The organism is Blastopirellula sediminis (assembly GCF_020966755.1).
Classification (GTDB): domain Bacteria; phylum Planctomycetota; class Planctomycetia; order Pirellulales; family Pirellulaceae; genus Blastopirellula; species Blastopirellula sediminis.
This window is the reverse complement of sequence record NZ_JAJKFT010000010.1, coordinates 2,362,872-2,380,739: the sequence shown is the minus strand read 5'-3', so window position 1 is coordinate 2,380,739 and position 17,868 is coordinate 2,362,872. Positions and strand designations below refer to the sequence as shown.

The following is a 17,868-nucleotide window of genomic DNA, read 5'->3' as shown; positions in this document are numbered from 1 at the left end:
ATTCCTTCGGCGAAGAGCGATTGTCCGCAGTTTCACACATAGAGTGCGTTGGTTCCGGGCTTCGCCTCCCGGACGCGCGACGCAAAGCCATCGAAAAAGAATGGAATGTTGTCGGCCTCGTCTCCAGCGGCCCGGTCGCAGACTTTGTTCAAGGTCATCAAAGCGACTCGACAATCGGTCCGCTCCACGACCAAGACCGGCTGATCGTTCTCCTCGGACCATTGATATTCGCCGCCAAACTCCCGTCGCGCGACTTCCAGCAAATAGCAACCCAAGTCCCGCCCAACCATTTCCCGTTCCTGGAAAGACATCCCTCCCCAAAACGGAACGACCTCCTGTAGAATTTCCTCAACGATCGCCAGACTCGCTTCGGAATAGTCGAGCACGCCCCCGCCACGCTGTTCGCTCATTTCGACGCAACGCGCAGCCGCTTTGGCAATCTCGTCATCGTGGTTCGTCATGAAAAATTCCTTCTGCTGCTGAGATTTAGTGGGGAGACTCGATGTCGCAACAACCGCCGCGACGCTCGCCCAGCCTCCGCTCACGCCGAAGTTCTAAGCCGGTAATAAAGCGCAAGAACATCCGCCAGCGGACTTGCCCCTGCGACATCTTCGGGCACTTGCCATGTTGCGACACCTCTTGCCTCTCACGCGACTCTTGCGAGTCGGCGTATTCTTCTCGCAGGCCCTCGACTATCGCCTAATCAGGGTCGCATCCATACAAAATGGGACTTTGTTTCTTTCCGCGTGCGGCGACTTTGCCTTTCGCAGATAAAACGTCAGGACTTGTTGGGACCAGTTATCGCATTTCGTCCCTTCATTTCAATTCCCGCATCTAGAGTCTTTCTCGCCATTGCATATATTATGCAAATATTCTCGGCTTCCGGGGGTTATCTAGCGGTTCACGCAGGAGGCGCCGATAATCGGAGCGTCCTCGTTCGAGAACAAAACCATGACAAAATTGAAACTGTTAATCGGGCTTCTATTGGCAATCGGCGGTCTCGCCGGCTGCGGTAAGACTGCCGATGATTCGATGCAACAGTCAGCCGTCATCAATTCGGCTGGGTCGACGAAGGAAATAAGAGAGTCAGGCCCAATGCCCGAAAAGAATGAACAAACGGAAGCGCAGAAGGAGGTGACTGTGATCCTCAGGACGCTGGCCGATTTCGCCCAACAACAACTTGAAAAGCACGATGGCTTCCTTCCCTTTGGCGCTTCCATCAAGTCGAATGGCTCGCTCGCTCTTGGGGCTGGCTACGTCGATGAAGACGGCGGCGACCCTAACGTGATTCTCGATTTCGTATTTCGTGGACTGCGCAAGCAGGCTATGGCCGGAGAGATCCGGTCAGGCGGCTATTGTATGGACGTTCGAGTTGTCCTTCCCGGTAAAACGGAAAAGGTTGACGCCATTCAGGTCTGCGTCGAGCACGCCGAGGGGCACTCCATTGAAGTCTTCATTCCGTACGCCAAGGACGATGGCGGAGACTACACGTTCGGAAATTACATCTCGCAGCAAGATGACTTTCGCATCTTCTACGAGGGTGAAGACTAGAAAAACGAATGAAAAAAGGTGCGGCCAAGGCTGATGACGAGTCGAGCCAAGCCAAGCAGTCTTCCGGCAGCTTTTGGAATTAGTTTCTGAGTTTTCAATTTTGCAACAGCCGATGAAAACCACCGACTTCCAATTCGATCTTCGTCTTGGTGAAGCAGACCGGGAAGGGCAATTGGAGAAGCTGAAAGAGACGATCTTGGGTGTCAAAGGCGTATTGAAGGTGGATGGCCGAGCGTCGAATGGTGGCTGCAACTGCCACATTCAGGTCGAGTTTCCAGATTCGGAAGCCGCCAAAAAACTACATCGAAAACTGATGAACCTTCTGATGAGGACTCCCGACGTGGAGATTTCGTCAGTGACGACGAAGCTGACGGAGATTTTCGATTGATGGCTTCCGCCACAAACACGGATCAGGCCGGCCACTCCAAAACATGCCAACATGACTACTACAAGCGGCCTGAAGTCCTTGGCAGGTCTGGCGGATAGAGGGGGAACAGGGAATGGCCTCTGCCGGCCTGCGGCCAGCAGAGGCTTGCTCCTATGAGTCCGTCAGCCGGCCCGTTAGTAACATCTTGGCGAGAGCTTCGAGGGAGACATTTTGCTGGTTTTCGGCCTCGCTGGTGCAAGCTGTGGTGCAAGCGGCGGAATCGGGGTTCATAACCTCCATGTTTTCCGGCATTTGTGAACCCGGCTCGTCCGACTGTCGATCCGGTGGTTGCGGGTTCGAGCCCCGTCGGCCTCGCTTGCTGCGACAAGTCGCATGCAACGCAGTTAGAACGCTCTGAGTCACTACTCAGAGCGCTTTTTTTATGCGCCCAACCGCCCACCGCAAACGCCGACTCTCCGGCCGCTCATCCCGATAGTTCAAATCCTCGCCGGCCTCGATGTAGTCCTGCAGCAAATCAAGCGGAATCGCCCCACCGTTTAAACAGGGACTGCGGAGGTCGTCGAAGGTTGGGATGGGCATGGGCGGTTGGGGTTGGTGGATGAGTTGGTACGGAATAATCGGTGATCCTACATCCTAAAAAACAATTTGCGATTCGCGACGCCTGCGGCACAATCTCCGCCGCTACTTTGTCGCTTGCTCGATTGCTCGACTTTTGGGAAAATTGGCGACTGGAGATGCTCGGCGTCTGATCAATCGCTGGGGCATCGGATTTTCCTTGCGGCCTCGGTTAGGGACGAGGGTTTTGGGCGGCGGGGACGCTTCTTCGCGCCTGCTGGTTTTTGATTCGCTCGGTCGGGTGTTGGAATGCGCTGCGCGGTTGCGTGAGCATTGGCGCTCGGCGCGCTGTTGTCCGATTGGCGTCTGAGGCGAAAAAAAATGTACGCGGTCCAGTCCACTCCCGGGGAGAAGACACGGCTCACAGAGCCGTGGCGCCCGAAAAAAAAAACGTGTGGTCCGGTCCACTCCATCGGATTTGGTTGATGGGTTTTGGTGCTTGGAAAAAAAGTGCGCGATCCAGTCCACTGTTCCTTCGAGTACGAACGAATTGTGCGAGTCAGGTTTGCGGTTCGTGTGAAAAAAGTGCGCGGTCGAGTCCACCCTGGACGTTCTTAATACGACGCTTCGTGCTTGATTCGTCATTCGAGCTTCGACATTCGTCATTTCCTGGGCGAACGCATTCCCTTGCTTGCGCTGCGGGCTAGTTTTTGTGGCGGCCCGGTCCAGTCCAGGGGCACATGCTAGCAGACCAGTTACCCCGATCGTGGGAAGTTTGTCGTCCCCGCTGTCGGTGGTGAAGTTGGTTGGCCGGGGGCGTCGAACGAAGGAGATGCGGCCCTATTGTTTCGCCCCATCTCTTTCGCCTGGCCTTGTGATGAAACGAACCTACATCGGCTTATTGGTTCTCAGCATCCTGGGAACGACCGTTAACGTCTACGCTCAGTATCCGCTGCAGAGCATCGCGGAGCGGGCCTTTGCGCGCACGGAAGAAGGGGAAGGCGAGGGAGAGGACGAGATCGAGACCGACCGCGACTCGTTCACGCCGGCGACCAGCGTGGTTGGTTATGGCCACACGGTGATCGAATCGGCCTACACGTTCATTGATAACCGCGGGGTCAAAGAAACGCATAGCTTTCCGGAACTGGTTGGCCGTATCGGCCTGACCGACAACATCGAGCTGCGGATCGGTTGGAACTATGAAGTTGGAGGCGCGGGCAACCCGGTATCGGGCAATGTGCCGGATGATTTTGAAGACGAGGGAGCTTCGGAGCTGGAACGGGAAAGCCGCTTGCTGTACGGCGGCAAGTTCCAATTGACGCAGCAGTGCGGCTGGCGTCCGCGGAGTGCGATGATCCTGCAAGGCTTCACGCCGACCAGCGGCGAAGCGAACGACAGTAACTTTTCCGCCGCCTACGTCGCCGGCTGGCAGTTTTGCGAAGGATGGGAATGGGATTCCGCTTTGCGGTACGGGACCAGCAGCCTGGAAGAAGATCACTTCAACACGTGGGCGCCTTCCACGGTGTTAAAGGTTCCGGTCGGCGAGCGTTGGAAGGCGCATGCCGAATACTTCGGCGTCTTCACTGAAGGACGCGAAATGGAAAGCACGCAGCACTACTTCAGCCCGGGAATCCATTGCCTGATCACGCCCAACTTTGAGCTGGGCGTCCGCGTCGGCTGGGGCCTGAACGACCAGTCGCCGAACTTCTTCAGCAACTTCGGCGGCGGCGTGCGGTTCTAAGACCGCGTACCCAAGAAAAAAGTCGGCCGCCGCGACTGCGACGACCGACCTGCTTGACGATCAATTTGCAGGAGCTGAGCGTTATTCGGGAATGTTGTACTTCTTGCGGAGCTCGGCTTCGATTTTTTTCTGCTCTAGTCGTTTCGCATCCTCTTTCACCTTCAGCTGGGCCACCTTTTCTTCGTCCGCTTTGGCAGCTTCCGCATCCCCTTTTTTCCGGAGGATCTTCGCTCGAATCGCATAGCCTTTTGAGGAAGACTTGAACTTGGAAATGAACGTGTCGGCGTCGGCCAAGCCGGCTTCGAAATTCCCTTGGAGCGCGTAGATCTGAGCTCGGCGGAGATAGGTATCGGGCATTTGCGGATGCGACTCGAGCGCATCAGTAAAGACTTCGATCATCTCGTCATACTTCTTCCGCTGGAACATGACGTCGGCCAACTGGTAGCGGACGAAGAGGTTGGTCGGATCGAGTTCGCTCGCTTTGGCGAAGTTCCTTTCCGATTCATCGAGTTCGCCGAGCCAATAATTCGCGTTGGCCATCTCGGCGTAGAGTTCCGATTGAACGCCTTGACTGAATGCGTTCAGCGAGATCGCCTTTTTGTAAGCCGCTACGGCTGATTCATACTTTTTGTTGTTCAGCAGGTGCCGAGCGTATTGAGCGTAGGTTGCGAAGTTCTTGGAATCGGCGCCAATCGACTTTTCATAGTCGGCGAGCGCCTTTTCCTTCTCTCCCATCTCTTCGTAGATCTTGGCCCGCTCCACCAGGAACTTCGAAGCGTCAGGCTTCTTCTGCAACAACTTGTTGGCGTCCTCCAGCGCCAAGTCAAACTTCTTTTGCAGTCGGTACGCCTTCGATCGATAGTGGCGAGCGCAAGGATCATCGGGGAGCTTGTCGAGAATCGCCGTCGCTTGCTTGACGGCGTCCTCCAATTTGAATTGCGAAATGTAGATCAAGACAAGATCACGGCGCGGCTGAATCTGATCGGGATCGAGCTCAAGCCCTTTTTCCAGATCCTCGACAGAGCCTGGAGCGTTTCGATACTTGCCGCCGACCCTTTGAATCCGCATGTGGGCGCGTTTCGCGTACGCTTCGCCAAGATTGGGATCCAACTTAATCGCGGCGGAGTAGTCTTCAATCGCCGGGTCGAACTTCCAACGATCATGGTAGAAGTTGCCGCGATCAAGATAACGCTTGGCGGTCGCATCCAACTCGATCAGTTTCGTCAGGTCGGCTTCGACCTCTTCGTACTTCCCCAAGTCGTAATTCAGCTCGACTCGCCGATCGAGATACGCCAGGCTCTTCGGCTCCAACTCAATCGCCGCGTCGTAGTCATTGACCGCGTCGGCCGTTTGCCCCAGCTCGGCGTACATCTCGGCCCGTTTCGCAAAGCGGGGAGCAGTCTTCCCTTCCTTCTCCATCAGGTTGGTGAGGTCGATAACGTCGCCGCGCAGGCGAGCGCGGCGGAGTTCCGCTCGATCGAGCTTTGGCAATTCCGCCGGCATCCGGCGATCGGGCAGAAACGCCAGTTCAAGCGGTTCCTGCTGCACCGGCGCCTCATCAAGACAAGCGAATAGCGGTGTGGGAAGGAGAGTAAGCCCCACCAGAGACAGGACCAACAGCCGACGCGCGTGGTCGTGAACAGAGAGTTTCATGATTGGCTCCACGATTCAGAGGGAGATGGGGCCCCTCTACGATATCACGTGAAATGCCATAACCAAACTAAAATTTACAGGCGAATCAGTAATCGCGCAACCTTATTACTCGAAGGCACTTGCGCTGATTGCAACTAGCTTTGTTTCCCTGAAAACCGCACCAAACCTTTGGGGCGAAACCCCTTAAATCCTGTGGGTGGATGTGTGGCGATTTTGCATCTTCTACCGCACCATCGCCCCGTTTGGCGACGAATCTTGCGGTAGTTCGCATCTGCGAGAGCCCGCAATCGCAGACCGACAACCTAAATTTTCCGGGGCGCACTCCGTTTTTCCTTGATCGCGAGATCACGGCGGGCCCCCCGTTTCCAGTCGTCGGGCATAGCGTCGACGATCAGGGGCAGTTGTAGAGATGCCAAACGAACCAAGCCAACCGAGCGAGCGCCGCGCATCGTCGACGATCGACGCGGCGTGGTTGATCATCGCCGCGCGGGTTTTGCTCTGCCTCTCTCTTGGCGTTTCTCTGATGGTGCTGGCCGCCTGGCCGGCCGGCTGGGAGTCGCTCCGCTCGATCATCGACGGGCTGCCGACGATGAAGGTCAACACCGCCATCGGCTTAGCGCTGCTCGCCTTCGCCGGATTGCTGCGGACGCAGGCGATCAGCTCCCAAAGCAAGCTCCACTATTTCCCGAAGTTCGTCGCATTGCTGGCGATCGTTCTGGGAATCGCCAGCCTGGTGCAAGACGTCACAGCGATCGATCTTGGAATCGCTACGCTACTGTGCGACGATCCGGCGTCGGTCGCTGCGGGGAAAACGCCGGGGCTGATGTCGCCGGGATCGGCGCTCGGCATCATCCTGCTGGGATTCGGCCTCGTTTTCTGGCGTGGTCCCGTCAAACGTTTGGGAATGGCCGGTACGATCGGCGGCGGCGTCATTGGCGTCGTTGGAATCGCCCTCTTCCTCAGCCGAGCGACGGTGCTGCGAGATCTCCATCTCTATTCGACAACGGCGATCCATACCGCGATGCTGCTCGCAGCGATCTCGGTAGGCGTCTTGTTGACTCGGCGCGGCTTGAACCTCGCGTTGACCGTCGAGGATCCCATGCTCTTAAAGAAGGAGCTTCGCCGCGCACGCCCCCTGGCGGGACTTGTCTGCATCACGCTGGCCGTTGGTCTGCTGGTGACAATCTTCCTGGTTCGCGATTCGCAACGACATATTCACTATGCCAATTACACCTCGTTTCTGCGCCGCAGCGAGTTGCTGAGCGACGAAATCCAACGCCGCTCCAACCTTTGCATCTATGGGCTCAAAGGAGCCCGCGGCATGTACACCGGAAGCGAACGCGTCGAGCGGAACGAATTCAAGGCCTACGTCCAGTCTCGCGATTTGCCGGCCGAGTTTCCCGGCGCCATCGGCTTCGGGATGATCAAGCGAGTTCCTCGTATCGAGATCGACCAGTTCGTCGCGTTGGAACGAGCCGACAACGCGCCTGACTTCGCCGTTCATTCGCTGGGAGATGAACCGGTTGCGTACATTATCCAACACATCTACCCGCTCGACGCCAATCGCCGCGCGTGGGGCTTCGACGTCGGTTCCGAAAACGTTCGCCGCACGGCGATCGAAAAGGCGATTCGCTCCGGAGAGCCGACCATTACCGGCATGATTCATCTGCTGCAGGACGACGTGATTCGCGCGGGCTTCCTCTATTACGTTCCGGTCTACAAGAACGGGACGAACCCCCAAACGCCCGAGCAGCGAGAAACGGATCTGGCCGGCGTGTTGTACGCACCGATCATTCTGGAACGAAGTCTGGATCATATGGGAGATCTGGTCGACGCTGGACTCGACTTCGAAATCTTCGACGGCGATGAGCAAAGTCAGCGGACCCACCTTTACGATCATGATGACCACCTGACCAATTCTACGGAGTTGGATTTCGACGAAGAGGCTTACGCCGGCCGATTGTTCTCCCACAGCACGTCGATTATGGTCGGTGGCCGCAAGTGGACCATTACGACTAGCACGTTACCGCCGTTCGAAGCGGAAATCGATCGCGTAACGCCGGCGTTCTTCGGCATCGGCGGCGCGGCGCTCAGCTTGCTGCTGGCCGGCATCGTCTGGGCGATGGGTTTGAGTCAATCGCGAGCGTTAACGTTGGCCGAAGATATGACGCACGAATTGCGCGTCAGCGAGCAAATGGCGACGCACGCCGCCGAAGAAGCGGAACGCCTGGCGAAAATCGTACGTCGCACCAACAATGCGGTGATCATTACCGACGTCTCCGGCAAGATTGAATGGGTCAACGACGGCTTCACGCGGCTCAGCGGCTATAGCCTGCAAGAGTCGTTCGGCAAGCGGCCGAGCGAACTGCTGTACGGCCCGAATAGCAACCCCGAAGCGATCGAACGTCTTAGCGACGCACTTCGCCTGCGAGCCTCCACCAACGCCGAAATCGTCAACTACGCCAAAGACGGTCGAGAGTACGTGGTCGCCACTGAAATCGCACCGCTTACCGACAGCAGCGGCACGCTAACCGGCTTCATGCTGATCGAGAGCGACATCACCGAAAAATGCGCTGCGGAAACGCGTCTGAAATCGCTCAACTCCGAACTGACCATGGCCCATCAGGAAGCGGAACGCGCCAGCAAGATCAAGAGCGAGTTCCTGGCCAACATGAGCCACGAAATCCGCACGCCGATGACGGCGATTATCGGCTTTAGCGACATGCTGTTGGAAGAGGACGTTCCGGACGCGGAAAAACGGAAAGCGGTCAGCACGATCCAGCGAAACGGCAATCATCTGCTGGAGTTGATCAACGACATTCTCGATCTCTCCAAGGTAGAGGCCGGCAAGTTCGATATCGAACTGCGTGCGATGGATCCGGCCGAAACGCTCCGCGACATCCAAGAGCTGATGAGCGATCGCGCTCGCTCGCAAGAGAATGAGTTGGTGTTCGAACGCCTGGGCAAGCTTCCACAAACGATCCGCTGCGATTCCACCCGTTTGAAACAAGCGCTGCTCAACCTGGTCGGAAACGCCATCAAATTCACCAAGAAGGGAGTCGTCAAAGTCACCGCCCAATGCGACTTTGAACGCGAACAGTTGATCTTCAAAGTGATCGACAGCGGCATCGGCATGTCGCCGGAGCAGCTGCAACATGTCTTCCAGCCGTTTCGCCAGGCCGATACTTCAACGACCCGCAAGTTTGGCGGAACCGGTCTTGGCTTGACGATTACCAAGCGAATCGCCGAGTTGCTCGGCGGGGACATCACGGTCGAGAGCGAACTGGGACGCGGCAGCACGTTTACCCTTGGCGTTGCGACCGGCGACATCTCCCAGGTTTCGGTAAGCGCGCCCCTCGAAACGCAAGACGCGTCGAAACCGCAGGTAACGGCCGCCGCTTCGATCAAACTCAGCGGACGCATCCTGTTGGTGGAAGACGGGCCCGACAATCGTAAACTGATCAGCTTCATCCTCAACAAGGCTGGCGCCGACGTGACGATCGCCGAGAACGGCAAGCTTGGCCTCGACGCGGCCCTCGAAGCGTGGCAGGCAGGCTCTCCGTACGACGTCATCTTGATGGACATGCAAATGCCGGTCATGGACGGCTATACGGCGGCGGGGCGTCTGCGAAACGCCGGCTATGTTGGACAAATCATCGCCTTGACCGCTCACGCGATGCGCGGCGACATCAATAAGTGCTTGGACGCGGGCTGCGACGCCTATTTGACGAAGCCGATCGAACGAAAATCGTTCCTGATCGAAATCGCCTCACGCATTCAAATGACCGCCATGCAAACGCAAGCGGTGAAGTCATAATCCGGCCTGACGCCGAAGATAATTGTCCGGCGCCGCTTTTCTCGGCCCCAATCTTGTTATCCAATAGCGGGACTCCCCCTCTCCGTATAACTTCGCAGGAGTCCCCCGGATGCACGTTAGCCCCTATCTCTTTTTCAACGGCGATTGTCGAGAAGCTTTTGAGTTTTACGCCGAGCTGTTTGGCGCCAAGATCGAAGCGATCTTTCCGCACGCCGGCTCACCCTCGGCAGACCAAGTCTCGGCCGACTTTCAAGACAAAATCATGCATGCGTGCATGACGATCGGCGACACGCAATTGATGGCGTCCGACTGTCCGCCGGAACAATTTGAGAAGCCGCAGGGGATGAAGGTTTCGCTGGCGATCGCCGACCCGGAGGAAGCGGAACGCGTCTTCGCCGGGCTATCGGTACGGGGCGACGTTCAAATGCCGCTGCAAGAAACGTTTTGGGCGTATCGATTCGGCATGGTGACCGATCGCTTCGGCGCCCCCTGGATGATCAACTGCGGCAAGCCGGTAATGGAAGGTAGCGACTAATTCCGTCGACGCTCCTCGTCGTCGAGCACCTTGTCGATCACGATCGCAGAACAGAGGATGGCGACGTCATCTTCCCCATCCTCCACGTCGATTCCGTAGGTGTCGGTCCACGTCCAATACGCTTTATCGACCATCGCGACGACGCGGCCGTGACGCTGGAACTGGTAATTGTAGTGCCAGAAGTCCCCCTTGATCTGATAGTCGTTGGGACCTGGGACGTCTAACAGATATTCGGGATTGAACCAGGTCAGCTCTTTCACCAAATTGGCGAATAGATGGCCGTCGCGGAAGATCTCATACTGCGGCATCCAGGTCATCAGCTTTTGATTGATGAAGGCGAGCTCCTTTCCGCGCATATCCTGAAACGAGAGCCGATGTCCCCACGACCACACTTCTCCTTTGACTTGGAAGACCGGCTGCTGATGCTCGTCAAAGACGAAGAATTCGTCTCCCCACGTCCAAAACTTTTCACGAATCGCGTATCTCACCGACGTTCCTTTGCCAAGATGTTCTAACCGCTCGCTCAAGGTACATGGCGATTCGTCTGGCGTCCACAAATCTTGGCGACTGAACGCAAAAAACCGCCAGACGCCAAAGCGTCTGACGGTTTCTTCTCCGAATCGTGCAGCGATCCGTCCTCTTCGTTGACTTCGTTAGAAGCTGGCGGCGATTTCGGCGGCCTTTTGTTTGGCGGAATCTTTGGCCGCTCCGGCGACTTCCGGCGGCGCCAGCATCGGCTCGACCAGGATGGTTTGAATGTCGGTAAAGCCGATGAAGCCGAGCAGGAACTCGACGTACGACTTTTGAAAGTCGAGCGCCTTCATCTGCTCGCTCGACGTGTATTCGCCGCCGCGAGCGTAAATCACCGTGATCGGCTTGCCGGTCACTAGCCCCGTATAGCCGGTCTCCGGCGAAAAGCTGAAGGCGAGTCCCGGCTGAGTGATCACGTCAATCAGATGCTTCAGTTTGTAAGGAATCGCAAAGTTCCACATCGGCAAGCTCAGCACGTACTTGTCGGCCGAGTTGAATCGATCGAAGACGTCGGTCACTCCCTTCCACGCCGCCGCTTGTTCGGGCGTATGATCCTGTCCATGCAGGATCTGATACTTGGCGTCGATCGTCGCCCCATCGAACTCCGGCAACGAAGTCGACCACAAGTCCCAGTTGTCGACTTCGTCCGCCGGATTCGCCTCTTGGTACTTCGTCAAAAACTCCTTCGCCACGGCGATCGAAGCCGAACGAGCTTTGCGGGGAGACGATTCGATATGGAGCAATTTGGCCATGGTTCTATTTCCCGTTGGTTGTCGTTTTCAAGTTTGCGTGCAAGCCTTGAACTTCCCTTACACCGCAATCTATGTTGCAACGCACAATTGACTAAAAAAAGGGGCGAGGTTACGCCTCTTGCTTTCCGCTCCCGTCGGAACGAGCACTATAGAGCAGCTTCACGAGCGACTTCAATTGCTCGTCGCTAAAGCCCTCAAACTGCTTCTCATGCAGGTCGCTGACCGGCTTGTCGAGTTTTTTCAAAATGGCCCGCCCTTTGTCGGTGAGCGAAACCCAGACGACGCGGCGATCTTCAGCACTTCGCTCGCGTTCGACCAGCTCGCTCGCTTCCAGTCGATCGACCAGACGCGAGATGTCAGTCTGCGATGTGATCATTCGCTCGGCGATCTGATACGTCTGCATCGGCTTCCCTTCCCCTCGCAAGATACGGAGTGCGTTGTACTGCGAATCGGAGAGGCCATGCTTCTTGAGCAAGCGAGTGAACTCACAGGAGAGGTGCTCATGCGTGCGAACGAGATTCAAGTAGGCTTCTTGTCTCAAGCTCGTAAACGGCGTTCGTTTGCCGATATCCGCGGCGAGTCCGTTCCCCTGATTGTGCGATGTTTTTGCCATGCCCTATTTATACGTCATCCCACTATCTGTTGCAACACCTTTTTTTGACCGGATTCTTGAAATTGGGTCCCAATCCCTGATTTCCAGGGGATTTCCATGAAAAAAGAGCTTCTTCGGCCTTAGCCGCGGGCTTCCAGATTCGGCAAAAAGGCGGTCAGCAGCCCGACCAGCGGCAAGTACGAGCAGACGTGATAGACGTACTCGATGCTGGTTTGATCGGCCAACCAACCAAGGGCGGCGGCGCCGATCCCGGCGATGCCGAAGGCGAAACCGAAAAACATCCCGGCGATCATGCCAACCTTGCTCGGCATCAACTCTTGGGCGTAAACGATGATCGCCGAAAAGGCTGACGCCAAAATCAAACCGATCGGCACCGTCAACACGGCGGTCCAAAAGAGATTGGCGTACGGCAGGATCAGCGTGAAGGGCAACACGCCGAGAATCGAAAACCAAATGACGGTCTTAAAGCCGACTCGATCGCCGACTGGTCCCCCACCCAATGTTCCGACGGCGACCGCTCCCAAGAAGATGAACAGGTACAACTGCGCCGACTGCACCGGCACGTCGAACTTGTCCATCAAGTAGAACGTGTAGTAGCTGCTCAGACTGACCAGGTAGATGTACTTCGAGAAAACCAACAACAGCAGCACGCCGACTGCGGCGTAAACGCGGGCCGGAGTCAACGTCGACGTCTGCTCGACGGCCGTACGGCGGGGGTTCGTTTTCAAGTCGTTCAGATGCCGCTCATACCAGCGGCCGACGTATCCCAAGATCAGCAGCGCCGCGATCGCACCGATCGAAAACCACGCGATGCTCAACTGCCCCCATGGCGCCACGACGAACGCCGCCAACAACGGCCCGATCGCGGAGCCAGCGTTGCCGCCGACCTGAAACAACGACTGAGCGAAGCCGTAACGTCCGCCGGAGGCGATTCGCGCAACGCGAGAAGCTTCGGGATGAAAAACAGACGAACCGATCCCCACCATCGCAGCGGCGATCAAGATCGAGCCAAAACTGCCGGCCATCGCCAGCAAGTTCAAACCAAGCAGCGTAAAGCCCATCCCGACGACCAACGAATAGGGCCATGGACGGCGATCGGTGGTCATGCCGACCAGCGGCTGCAGCAACGACGCGGTCACTTGAAAGGTGAAGGTAATCAGCCCCACCTGAAAGAACGAAAGGGAGTAGTTTTCTTTCAGCAGCGGATAAACGGCCGGCAGCAGCGATTGCATCACGTCGTTCAGCAAGTGCGAAATGCTGAGCGCCCCGAGAATCGCGATGACCAACTCCGTGCGATGCGGTTTCGCATCGATGACTTCGACGGGTGAAGCTATTTCGGGTGAGACTTCGTCGCTCGCGAGCGTCGTGCCGCTGCTATCGGTCGCCATGAATTCTGTTGGGGCTAGCGTACTGGAGAGAGGGCCTATGCCGGTTCGATGCCGGGCGTCGGTCAAAGAGACAGTTCGCTAACGAATTTGGTTCAGATCCCCAACAAAGGTGGACGCGTTTGGTACTACGACTCACCGTCAGCGGCGAATCGCTGCTCATGAACGACGTCGCCGGCGACGTCCCGATGCCGAAAGATCAACTCTGACTGATCGTTGGACCGCTCGACGTCGACGCTTAGGAAACCGCCAGCAACTCGCAAAAAGCGATGCTCCGGCAGAACGTTGTCCTGGCTCCAGCCGCCGGCATGTTGGTTGGTGCTTGGTCCGCTGCAGAACTCGTTAAGTCCGGTCTCTTCGTCGACCGAGTAGTACTGCCAGTGACGATCGCCGCAGATGGAGATCATTTTGTTCTCCACGAGAAACCGCCGCGCGCGATCTCCTTCTGATTTCCAGACCGCGTTGGAATGATTGTCGTTCTTTCCTTTCGGGCGATCGGGACCAACGATTGGCGTGGGGCTGATCAAGATCTTGAAGGTGGCGTCGGAAGCGGCGACCGTCTCTTGCAGCCACTTCCATTGCGCTTCGCCCCAGATCGATTTGTCAGGTCCATCCGCCATCCGATTGGGACTACGGAAGTCGCGTCCTTCGACGATCCAGACTTGCAGATCCTTTCCCCAGCGAATCGTCCGATAGGGAGATTCTCCCAGCGGGTTCTGCTCGTCGAAGATCTCCAATCCTTCGGCGAAGGTGAGATCTCCATACTTCTGCCCTGGCCACGCGTCATCCTTCAAAATGTCGTGATCGTCCTTCATGAAATAGCTGGCGACGTTCGGATAGAACTGCCGGTGATACGGCAAGTTGTCCATCCGATGCCAATGAAGTCGGGCCAGTTCGACGTTGGTCGCCAGCGGCTTGGTATCGTTGTCGTAGTAAACGATGTCGCCGGTGTGAACAAAGAACTGCGGCGCTAGATCGAGCATCGGCCGATAGATCTTTTGCCCCAAGCCTGGAGCGTCCATCGTCGCATACTTGTGACAGGAGGTGACGATGAACCGAATTGGCACGACGGTCGTTTCGGTCGGCGCAGTCTCGAACGTCCCGTCCGTTTGATTCTTCCCCGCATCACTTTCCGCTTCAACCACATAACGATAGCGAACGCCCGGCGTAAGATCCTGGAGCGCAAACTGCACTGCGAAGTCATGTTCCGGCTGGGTCGCTTGCCAATCGGTCGTCCGCTCCGAGTCGGGCATTCCGTCGATGCGATAGCGAACTCGCACCTTCGCCGCGACGCCAGGCAGGGCGAACTTTTTGTCGCACTCGTCGATAGCGGAGGTCCGAGTCCAGATGATGGCCGAGTCGGACGTCGCTTCCCCCACTTTGACGCCGCTGCCGAAAAAGGGACCAGCCGCATCAGCGCCGAAAGTTTTGGCCGCCAGCGAAAGAGGGATCCCAGCCGCCAAGAGCTTGAGCGAGGAACGACGGTGCATCAGACTCTCCGGTTTGCCTTCGATAGGAGTTTGAAGTCGACATCGCTAGTATAAGTGGAACGACCGAACCACGAAATTCTTTCGACTTGCCGCAAGAGGGAAATGATGGACGTCTCGCACAACTGGTTCCTGTGGGCGATTCTCTCGGCCGGGTTCGCGGCGTTGACCGCGATCTTCGCCAAGATCGGGCTGGAAGGGGTGAACTCCGACTACGCTACGCTGATCCGCACGGTAGTCATCCTGGTCGTCTTGGCGGGGTTCGTCTGGGCGACCGGCGCGCTGAGCGATCCCCGGCAACTCTCGACGAAGACGATTGGCTTCTTGGTTGCTTCGGGACTCGCGACCGGAGCTTCCTGGGTCTGCTACTTTCGCGCGCTGAAAGTGGGCGAAGCTTCGCAAGTGGCGCCGGTCGATAAGTTCAGCGTGGTGCTAGTCGCAATTTTCGCGTTTGCTTTCTTAGGAGAACGCCCTGCAGCGCGCGAATGGTTGGCGATCGCGCTCGTTGGCGCCGGCGTCGTGCTGTTGGCCTGGAAGCGCTAAGCCGACTTCGGCTCAGGCAACGCACGTACTGGTTTCGCAAGAGACCACCTTCTCGCCGCTCGCATGCTCGAATAGCGCAAGAATCCGCTTGATTCTTGGGGGGGCTCCTCGTTTTGCACTTGCGGTTGTCCGGAACCGGGAAAGACGATTTGCATACGAATGGGCAAGTTCGGCCGCCGAATAAGCACAAACTGCGCTCTTCCGCATGCCCGGGAAGCTAGAGCTATCGGGGGATTGCGACTGAACAACCGATACAGCTGCTGCCCCTCGTATAACGGGCTTCCGCATTATCAAAGAGACTACCCCAGCCTTCGTTTATGCAAACCTATGTTTCCACATCGCATTCGAGGATGCGTGTACGGAAAGCAAACGAAAGGTCCGGGATTAGTTTCATGAGCATCAAACGAAAGATCATCGTTCAGGTAACGCTCAGTTGCTTGGCACTCGCCTTCATCGCTGGTCTTGGCTGGCGAACTTCCAGCTTTCTGCTGGGGCAGCTCGATCAAGTCATCGACGAAAAATTCGTTCACTTGATCGACCACGAAATCGCGCCGTTGATCGAAGACGAAATGTTGCCGGTCATTAACAAAGACCTGCCGGAACTGCGTCAGATGCAGGAAAGCATCGAACTGATGCTGCAAGCCGATCGCGACGTTCACCAGGCGATCATCGCCGAGAAGCTGGCTCTCGCTGCGACCGACAAAGAAAAATTTGAAGTCGCCAAAGCGACCCAGGAAGAAAACATCGGACAAGCCGACAAACGGCTTCGCCTGGCGGCCGAAGGAATGAACGATCCTGAAGTCCAAGTCGTCTACGACGGCCTGATGGAGAAGTTCAACGCCTGGGCCGAAGCGTCGCGTAAGATCTTCGCCGACGCGCAGGACCCGAGCAAAAAGGACGAAGTTCGCGACGCCAGCGACTACGGCTACGGACTTGAATCCTTCAGCGACTTCCGCGGCCGATTGGACGCCGTAACCGAAGCCCAAGAAGCCTCGCTGGCTCGCACCCGCACCAAGCTGGAAGCGAAACAAGAACGAATCGCCCAGAAGCGGGCCGAAGCCAACGCAGCTCGCGACGAAGTGCTGGCCACCGCCGTGCAAATCCGCGCCGAAGCGGCCCAAAACATCTGGATCCTCTGCTCAATCGGCGGCCTGGCGATCGTTGCGATGCTGGTCTGCGGCTGGCTGATCGCTCGCTCGATCCTCCTTCCGCTCGATGCGACCACCAAACTGCTGGACGAAATCGCCCAGGGCGACGGCGACTTGACCCAGCGTTTGCCGGAAAACAAGCACGACGAATTGGGCCGCCTGGCCGGTTCGTTCAACCTGTTCGTCAGCAAGATTCACGAAATCGTCCGCGAACTGATGGGGGACACCCAGACGCTGTCGAACTCGTCGAATCAGTTGAATGCGACCTCGGGCCGCATGACCGAAGGCGCCCGCAGCACGCAGGATCAATCGACCAGCGTCGCCGCCGCCGCCGAAGAAATGTCGGTCAATATGGAATCGATCTCGACCAGCACTCGCGAGATGAATCGCACCATCGAATCGGTCGCCGCGGCGGTCGAAGAGATGACCTCCAGCGTGGTCGAAATCGCTCGCAACGCCGAAAACGCCACCAATACGTCGCGAGAAGCGTCGCAGTTGGTCGAAGCGAGCAACACCACCGTTTCGGCTCTCGGCCAGGCCGCGATCGAAATCGGCAAGGTGACCGAAGTGATTCAGGAAATCGCCGAGCAAACCAACTTGCTGGCTCTTAACGCGACGATTGAAGCGGCCCGCGCCGGCGACGCCGGTAAAGGGTTCGCCGTGGTCGCGACCGAAGTCAAAGACCTGGCCCGCCAGACCGCGACGGCGACCGAAGACATTCGCCAACGGATCTCGCGAATTCAAGAGTCGTCGCAAAACGCCGTCGAATCGATCGGCAAGGTTCTGACCGTGATCCACAACGTCGACTCGGTCTCCCGTTCGATCGCCGCCGCGGTCGAGCAACAGAGCATCGCGACCAAGGAGATCTCGCGGAACCTGTCGTCCGCTTCGACCAACGTTCGCGGCGTGACGGTCAGCCTGGAACAGTCGACTCAGGCCAGCACCGAAGTCAGCCGCAACATCGTCGGAGTCAAGAAGTCGGCGGACGACGCCGCCGAAGACTCGGCGAAGACCCGCGACGTCAGCCTGGAACTGACCCGGGTGGCCGACAAGATCCAGAAGATGGTCGGCCAGTTCCGCTGCTAGTCTGCGGCGACCGATGACGGAAAACCTGTGAAGACCGCTTTCTTTGGGAAGCGGTCTTTTTTTACGCACCCCTCGCGACCAGG

Annotated in this window: 14 protein-coding genes; 7 read left to right on the top strand and 7 right to left on the bottom strand. The window is 57.3% G+C overall.

Annotated features, from left to right (window positions below; genetic code table 11):
- Positions 1–32: 32 nt before the first annotated feature.
- On the bottom strand, positions 33–461 hold the full coding sequence (locus tag LOC68_RS21305) for a hypothetical protein (RefSeq protein WP_230222486.1): 429 nt from the start codon (positions 459–461) through the stop codon (positions 33–35).
- A gap of 490 nt (positions 462–951) precedes the next feature.
- Here LOC68_RS21305 and LOC68_RS21300 point away from each other — a divergent pair, with 490 nt between their 5' ends.
- From LOC68_RS21300 to LOC68_RS21290, 3 genes are all read left to right on the top strand, one after another.
- Positions 952–1,551: a hypothetical protein gene (locus LOC68_RS21300; protein ID WP_230222484.1), complete on the top strand. Its 600-nt coding sequence runs from the start codon at positions 952–954 to the stop codon at positions 1,549–1,551.
- A gap of 112 nt (positions 1,552–1,663) precedes the next feature.
- A complete protein-coding gene (locus tag LOC68_RS21295; RefSeq protein WP_230222482.1) occupies positions 1,664–1,939 on the top strand; it encodes a hypothetical protein in 276 nt (91 codons plus the stop codon).
- A gap of 1,432 nt (positions 1,940–3,371) precedes the next feature.
- Positions 3,372–4,235, top strand: coding sequence for a transporter (locus LOC68_RS21290; RefSeq protein ID WP_230222480.1), 864 nt, complete (start codon positions 3,372–3,374; stop codon positions 4,233–4,235).
- Between the two features lie 81 nt (positions 4,236–4,316).
- Here the strand turns inward: LOC68_RS21290 and LOC68_RS21285 are convergent, their stop codons facing one another.
- A complete protein-coding gene (locus tag LOC68_RS21285) occupies positions 4,317–5,888 on the bottom strand; it encodes a tetratricopeptide repeat protein (protein WP_230222478.1) in 1,572 nt (523 codons plus the stop codon).
- A gap of 409 nt (positions 5,889–6,297) precedes the next feature.
- Between LOC68_RS21285 and LOC68_RS21280 the strand changes: the two genes are divergently transcribed.
- Complete coding sequence (locus LOC68_RS21280; protein WP_230222476.1) at positions 6,298–9,705, top strand: CHASE domain-containing protein; 3,408 nt, start codon at positions 6,298–6,300, stop codon at positions 9,703–9,705.
- A gap of 109 nt (positions 9,706–9,814) precedes the next feature.
- Positions 9,815–10,240 (top strand): VOC family protein, encoded by a 426-nt coding sequence (locus LOC68_RS21275; RefSeq protein WP_230222474.1) that lies wholly within the window; start codon positions 9,815–9,817, stop codon positions 10,238–10,240.
- Here LOC68_RS21275 and LOC68_RS21270 read toward each other — a convergent pair.
- The 5 genes from LOC68_RS21270 to LOC68_RS21250 all read right to left on the bottom strand — a co-directional run bounded on the left by LOC68_RS21270 (position 10,237) and on the right by LOC68_RS21250 (position 15,011).
- Positions 10,237–10,728, bottom strand: a complete 492-nt coding sequence (locus tag LOC68_RS21270; protein ID WP_230222472.1) for an LURP-one-related/scramblase family protein — start codon at positions 10,726–10,728, stop codon at positions 10,237–10,239. The genes LOC68_RS21275 and LOC68_RS21270 overlap by 4 nt on opposite strands.
- A gap of 165 nt (positions 10,729–10,893) precedes the next feature.
- Complete coding sequence (locus LOC68_RS21265) at positions 10,894–11,523, bottom strand: FMN-dependent NADH-azoreductase (RefSeq protein ID WP_230222470.1); 630 nt, start codon at positions 11,521–11,523, stop codon at positions 10,894–10,896.
- A 109-nt stretch (positions 11,524–11,632) separates the two neighbouring features.
- The gene (locus LOC68_RS21260) at positions 11,633–12,136 is read right to left on the bottom strand and encodes a MarR family winged helix-turn-helix transcriptional regulator (RefSeq protein WP_230222468.1); all 504 of its coding nucleotides are present in this window, start codon (positions 12,134–12,136) and stop codon (positions 11,633–11,635) included.
- 119 nt (positions 12,137–12,255) lie between these two features.
- Positions 12,256–13,524 carry an MFS transporter gene (locus tag LOC68_RS21255; RefSeq protein WP_315858783.1) on the bottom strand — a complete coding sequence of 423 codons (1,269 nt, stop codon included), beginning with the start codon at positions 13,522–13,524 and terminating at the stop codon, positions 12,256–12,258.
- Positions 13,525–13,649: 125 nt separating this feature from the next.
- Entirely contained in the window at positions 13,650–15,011 is a 1,362-nt protein-coding gene (locus LOC68_RS21250) for an alkaline phosphatase D family protein (protein ID WP_230222467.1), read from the bottom strand.
- Between the two features lie 102 nt (positions 15,012–15,113).
- Here LOC68_RS21250 and LOC68_RS21245 point away from each other — a divergent pair, with 102 nt between their 5' ends.
- Together LOC68_RS21245 and LOC68_RS21240 are read left to right on the top strand one after the other, a co-directional pair.
- Complete coding sequence (locus LOC68_RS21245) at positions 15,114–15,551, top strand: EamA family transporter (protein WP_230222465.1); 438 nt, start codon at positions 15,114–15,116, stop codon at positions 15,549–15,551.
- 392 nt (positions 15,552–15,943) lie between these two features.
- Complete coding sequence (locus LOC68_RS21240) at positions 15,944–17,785, top strand: methyl-accepting chemotaxis protein (protein ID WP_230222463.1); 1,842 nt, start codon at positions 15,944–15,946, stop codon at positions 17,783–17,785.
- Positions 17,786–17,868 lie beyond the last annotated feature (83 nt).